This is a genomic window from Dehalococcoidales bacterium (assembly GCA_028717385.1).
Lineage (GTDB): Bacteria > Chloroflexota > Dehalococcoidia > Dehalococcoidales > CSSed11-197 > CSSed11-197.
Genome location: JAQUNW010000046.1, coordinates 1 through 5,337 on the forward strand (window position 1 = coordinate 1; position 5,337 = coordinate 5,337).

The window sequence follows — 5,337 nt, forward strand, 5'->3', positions numbered from 1 at the left end:
CGAAAGAACTAATTAAATACGGCTACAAACCCGGTCTAGTCTACAAGGTTAACAGGCAAGTTAAAGACAATACAATGGATTGCAAGGCATTAAGCTCGAACCAGCAACAAGCTGACATCACAATAGAAAATAGTAGTTTGGAATCTGAGCCTGAAGTAATAGCGTTGAAAAAGGCTATAAGAGTAGCTGAATTAAAAAAGAAGTTAACAGAAATAAACGCTCCATTAGAAATCGAATTAAGAATGCAAACCCTGGAGGAAAAAGTAGTTGCGCTGGAAGTTGGTATTGATCAACTCTTTGACAGCATTATAGATATTCAGACTATTCTTAATAATCCACCGATGTCAGAAATATACCATGAACATCAATGTTCCTGTGGACAAAAGGGAATTTGGGCTATAAAAGCTCAATGCCCAAAGTGTGGCCGGGATTATTTATACAAGAACAGCTTATGAAGTCAATACGCCGTTAGCACAGCCCTTTGAGTCTAAAAAGAAACAAGCTTATATTTTTTAGTTTTTTTGTTTTTTGAGTCCTGGAAGATTATTTCGAAATTTGCTATATATAACAGCCAGGACATTGTGCTTTTAGCCCAAAAACCTGCCATTCTTCCGTATTCCCATATATAGCTATAGGATACAAAGAATTTAGCAGTAACTGCCTTGCCTGTGATACCTGGTTCCCTCTGTCTTCTGAAGAGATTTTTCTTAAAGTAGTTCCACATTCGTTTTTCAAGGATTCGATCTTCTGTGCTTCATCTCCGAGATGGTGAGCTAACCATCCCCAAAGTGCATCATTTGCTAGCTGGTATGCAACTAATAAGAGAGATAGGTACTCGCCGTCAAGTTCCTGATCATTTTGTGAGTGTGGAATTTGACCTACGGCAGATCTTGTATTCCTAGCAAGAAGCTGCAACTGTTGAATGTGCTCTATTTGTCTTCGCTGTTTTTCCTTGCCAACATCAGCTTCTCGTTGTTTAGTATCAATGTTTTCGGGCTTCTGGATACTTTTAGTTGGTAATCCTGCTTGTGTGCAATAGCGGCAAATTGTCCTGTCGGATATTCCGGTTTCGAACTTTCTATCCACGGCTTCCCGAATTTCTTTGTTTGTGGGCCTGGGATTTGAGCTTGCCAAGCTAATGACATACTTCTTCAAGCCTCTTGGTGGTTTTTCACCGCTTTTCATAGCCTACTCCCATTCTTACACATAAACAACGGCATTAACTAAGACATTTTAGCACACATTCTTCACGAAATTGCCCGGTATGTTCACGGCATCAATATTTAAGTGCTATTTTTTTGAGTATAAGTAAATCATGAAGAAAAAAATGATAACAGAAGCCTAAGTAATCGATCATTGAATTTAAAAAGGTACGCTAATGACATTATTTGAAGAGGTAAAAAACCATCTAAACGTAACTTCAGGACCAGATGTACAAGGCTGGTATACCGCCTTTTGCCCCTTCCACAATGATAAAAACCATCCCAACCTCCGCTTCCGCGAAAATGGTTTCCGGTGCATGGCTTGTAATGAAAAGGGCAGTTTTAATAAATTAGCTATGAAGTTAGGTGTAACCAGGCTGAAGCCATCTTCCCGGAAAAAAATTATAGCCGCCTACGATTATCTTGACTTAGATGGAACACTATTATTCCAGGTAATACGGTATGAGCCAAAAGATTTCCGGCAACGCCGACCCGATGGGAATGGTGGCTGGCTTTGGAACCTGAACGGTGTTAAGCGGGTTCTATTCCGGCTTACCCAATTGATGGCTACCGCCGTTGAAAAGCCAGTTTTTATTGCGGAGGGCGAAAAGGATGTTTTGGCTCTCGAATCGATCGGATGTGTCGCTACATGTAATCCTTCTGGTGCGGGTAAATTTACCAAAGACCTGAGCGAGCCCCTGAAAGGAAGATTGGTTGTAGTGATTGCTGACAAGGATGAACCCGGACGATTACATGCTCAACAAATAGCTCGCATAATGAATGGTTTTGCTAAAGGTATAAAAGTTGTTGAAATGCCTGGCGAAAATGTGAAAGATGCCTCAGATTGGGTTTCGCTGGGTGGAACAACAAGTGAACTACAAGCGTTGGTCAAAGCAGCCCCAGTATGGATAGACCCTGAGATAGCTAAGGCTCAAGAAGAACAACGTAAAAGGGAGGCAGCCGGGGTTAAGCTATTGGAGTTAGCAAAACCTCTGCTGACTGACCCAGCAATTCTTTGCAAGGCTATAAATACTGTGGAAGAACTCGGTGTGGTTGGGGAGCGGAAAAACATAGGTTTAATATTTCTACAGGTTCGAAGCCGTGTCTTAAGTCGTCCAGTTAACATAGAGCTAAATTCACCGTCGTCATCTGGTAAAACTCATACCGTGTCTACCACCTTCAAGCTGGAGCACCCTGAAGCCATTTACGAGCTGACGGCATCAAGTGAGAGGGCTTTAATATACTCAAATGAGCCGATAGCAAACCGTATTCTATTTATTCAAGAGCCCGAAGGATTAGCCCAAGGAGTAGGCAGCGCCGCTCTCAAAAGTTTGCTCTGGGAAGGGCGCATTCGTTATGACACGGTAGTTAGCGATGGCGAAGAGCCAGTCGGCAAACATATAGCTAAAGACGGTCCTACTGGCCTTATAGTTACGACGACCCGGCCAATTGACGAACAACTCAGTAACCGCATGTTGCGCTTGGAAACTGATGATAGCACAGAACAGACCAAGAAAATATTACTTGCGATGGCTGAGGCAGCAGCCAGTAACCGTGATGAGCCTGAACTGACTCAATGGCATGCGGTGTCAAAGATTCTTGGCGAACCAGCTCAAGTAAAAATCCAGTTTGCTGGTTATCTGGCTAAAAGTATTTCACCTGCAGCATTACGCATTCGCAGGGATTTCAAGCACTTACTGACCATGATAGAAGCTTGTACTGTTGCCCATCGATTCCAACGTAGCCAAGATGAAAATGGGGCACTTATAGCTACAGTGGCTGATTACGCGATGGTACGGAGCCTGATAAGCGATGTTTTTCAGTCTGCGCAATCTGAAGGTATTACCCAGGCGGATAGGAAGATGATTGCAGCCGTGATCGAGTTAACTACTCCTGCTGGAGGCCAACCAGGAGAAAAACCAGTTACTCAGGCTGAAGTCCGAGAGCATCTAGGTATAAGTAAAAGCTCTACTTCATATCGAATCAAGCGTTTGCTCAAGCTTGGTTATCTGGCCAATCTGGAACTGAATAAGAGTAAGGGTATGAAATTAGTAGCTGGGGTGCCTTTGCCCGGTGAAGTTGATCCTCTTCCATCCGCCTGTGCTCTTACAGAATATCTGGTTGCTTGCGGACAGCATGAACTGGTTATCGGCTGGATCGACCCTGTGACCGGGGAAGTCCACAACTGCCGTGATCATTTTACCAATATCGATTGGAAAGACTACCCCCTACCCTTCAACAGAACCCTTGAACCCAGCTTTAAATCTGAACCTCAGCTAGCTTTGGATGCAAAAGGGTTCATGCCTGTTGAACCCATTGAACCAGCAGCAGTCCTTCCAGAAAGGTTCAACAGGGTTCAAACAGCTATGAACCCTAAAGAATCCACGATTGACTTAAACCTGAAGAAAAATTGGGGTTCAGGGGTTCAGCTGGAAAGCGATCTAACCGATTTTGAGGTTTTTTAATGACAGTATTCGATTTGATACAGGAAATAAGGTGCCGTGACATGCGGATAGAGGTTGTCGATGGGCAGATACAACTCGGTCCGAAATCGGCCATAACGCCTGATTTGAGACAGGCTGTTATACAAAACAAGCACCAGATATTGGTTTATCTGGTTAGGCAGGGTCTGGCATCACTCAATATCTATAACAATCCTCCGGAATGCCATAATCCCTTTACACCCCACCAGGAGCATGAACTTCCTCGAGAGTGCGATCCAGAAAGCTGTGATTGCTATCGCCTGTTTGGCTATCCACATCTATGCCAGGGTGCACCATGTCGATGGGTTTGGCCTGCATCTAGTATTGAAAAAACGAGATAAGGAGGGAAAAACAATGGAGGTGCCCGGAATCATCAAATGTATGTATGGTGTAAAAGACCCGGACCGAATAGTGAATGGAGATTATTGCACATTTACTAATCAACGATGCCCGGGTGATGGGTGGGTTGATCAGCAACCGCAAGGCCAATGCCAATATGGTGTAGTAATAATAGCCAATCGCACGCTGGCAAGTGAAGTGCTGAATCGTTTATTTGGCAGGCCTCAAGAAATGCCTTGGGAAGCCTTTATCAGAGAAGACCTCGAATGGGTGGAAAGGGAAAACATGAGCCCGGAGGATTTTAAACGCTGGTACACATGGTATTACGGGGGAGAGATTGAAGACCCAGAACAACGTAGAAGCAATGTTGATCTCTACGAAACGGCATTGAAAAGATATCGGGCAAAGTTAAACGGAAAATCTTAACGAGGACTCAGATTGAAATGGAATTGAAATGTATTGATTCTCCGATTATCAGCGCCGGTGGTGTAATAGGCAGCACAGCCTCAAACCATGAGGTGAAAGCGGGTTCGAATCCCAGCCCGGCGCTCCAATCAATCAGGGCTAAGCCGATTCCGCCTGTGATTGCGAAAACGGTGATCGTAAAAAACCATTACCTGCACACTTTCCCTGCCGCAACAATGCTTTGTTTTGGTGCTTTCATGGATGACCGATTGCTGGGCGCAATTACCTTTGGCTGCGGGCCAGCCAACGCATACCGGATGGTGGAAGGAGTTACACAGGAAGATTGTCTGACTTTGTCCCGTTTATGGCTGTCTGACGAACTTCCCTCCAACTCTGAGTCACGATTTATAGGCATTTGCTTAAAGTATCTGAAGAAGTACACGCAGGTGAAGTTCGTGGTCAGCTATGCTGATCCTGAACAAGGTCATGTTGGCACTATTTACCAGGCAACAGGGTGGATCTACACCGGGCTCAGCGTAGCAACACCCAGAGTTGATATAGGGGATGGAGTCTTACGTCACTCACGGAGCATAAGCCATTCTCTTGGTTCCCATGCAACCGGGTTTATGAGGGATTGCGGGCTAAAAACAAAAATCATCCCCCAAAGTAGAAAACACCGCTACATCTATCTGCTGAATCAAGAATGCCAGAAAATGTTGAAGCCAGCGATTTTACCTTATCCAAAATTGAGCGGGAGATCAGGCGAATGAATATTGTCGATATTAGATTAAAAAGGTTGAAGCCATCTCCTTGGAATCCAAATCGCATGGAAGAGGCGATAGTGGCACGTCTGAAATCAAGCTTAGCCCGTTATGGAATGGTTGAGCCGCTAGTAGTAAGACCGATAA

General features: G+C 44.4%; 5 protein-coding genes and 1 pseudogene. 5 read left to right on the plus strand and 1 reads right to left on the minus strand.

Going from position 1 to position 5,337, the window contains the following annotated elements:
* On the plus strand, positions 1–455 hold a 455-nt coding region (locus PHX29_06875), incomplete at its 5' end, for a hypothetical protein (protein ID MDD5605606.1).
* 103 nt (positions 456–558) lie between these two features.
* Here PHX29_06875 and PHX29_06880 read toward each other — a convergent pair.
* Positions 559–1,185, minus strand: coding sequence for a hypothetical protein (locus PHX29_06880; protein MDD5605607.1), 627 nt, complete (start codon positions 1,183–1,185; stop codon positions 559–561).
* Between the two features lie 193 nt (positions 1,186–1,378).
* Between PHX29_06880 and PHX29_06885 the strand changes: the two genes are divergently transcribed.
* The 4 genes and pseudogenes from PHX29_06885 (at position 1,379) to PHX29_06900 (ending at position 5,199) form a co-directional block, all read left to right on the plus strand.
* A complete protein-coding gene (locus tag PHX29_06885) occupies positions 1,379–3,667 on the plus strand; it encodes a MarR family transcriptional regulator (GenBank protein MDD5605608.1) in 2,289 nt (762 codons plus the stop codon).
* Positions 3,668–3,898: 231 nt separating this feature from the next.
* Positions 3,899–4,450 (plus strand): hypothetical protein, encoded by a 552-nt coding sequence (locus tag PHX29_06890; GenBank protein MDD5605609.1) that lies wholly within the window; start codon positions 3,899–3,901, stop codon positions 4,448–4,450.
* Positions 4,451–4,501: 51 nt separating this feature from the next.
* Positions 4,502–4,577 (plus strand): annotated as a pseudogene (locus tag PHX29_06895).
* 28 nt (positions 4,578–4,605) lie between these two features.
* Positions 4,606–5,199: a DNA methyltransferase gene (locus PHX29_06900; GenBank protein MDD5605610.1), complete on the plus strand. Its 594-nt coding sequence runs from the start codon at positions 4,606–4,608 to the stop codon at positions 5,197–5,199.
* The last annotated feature ends 138 nt before the right edge of the window (positions 5,200–5,337 follow it).

Excerpts from the sequence above, each read along its gene's own strand:
- PHX29_06880 (MDD5605607.1), bottom strand. The coding sequence starts at position 1,185 with ATGAAAAGCGGTGAAAAACCACCAAGAGGCTTGAAGAAGTATGTCATT.
- PHX29_06885 (MDD5605608.1), top strand. The coding sequence starts at position 1,379 with ATGACATTATTTGAAGAGGTAAAAAACCATCTAAACGTAACTTCAGGA.
- PHX29_06890 (MDD5605609.1), top strand. The coding sequence starts at position 3,899 with ATGAACTTCCTCGAGAGTGCGATCCAGAAAGCTGTGATTGCTATCGCC.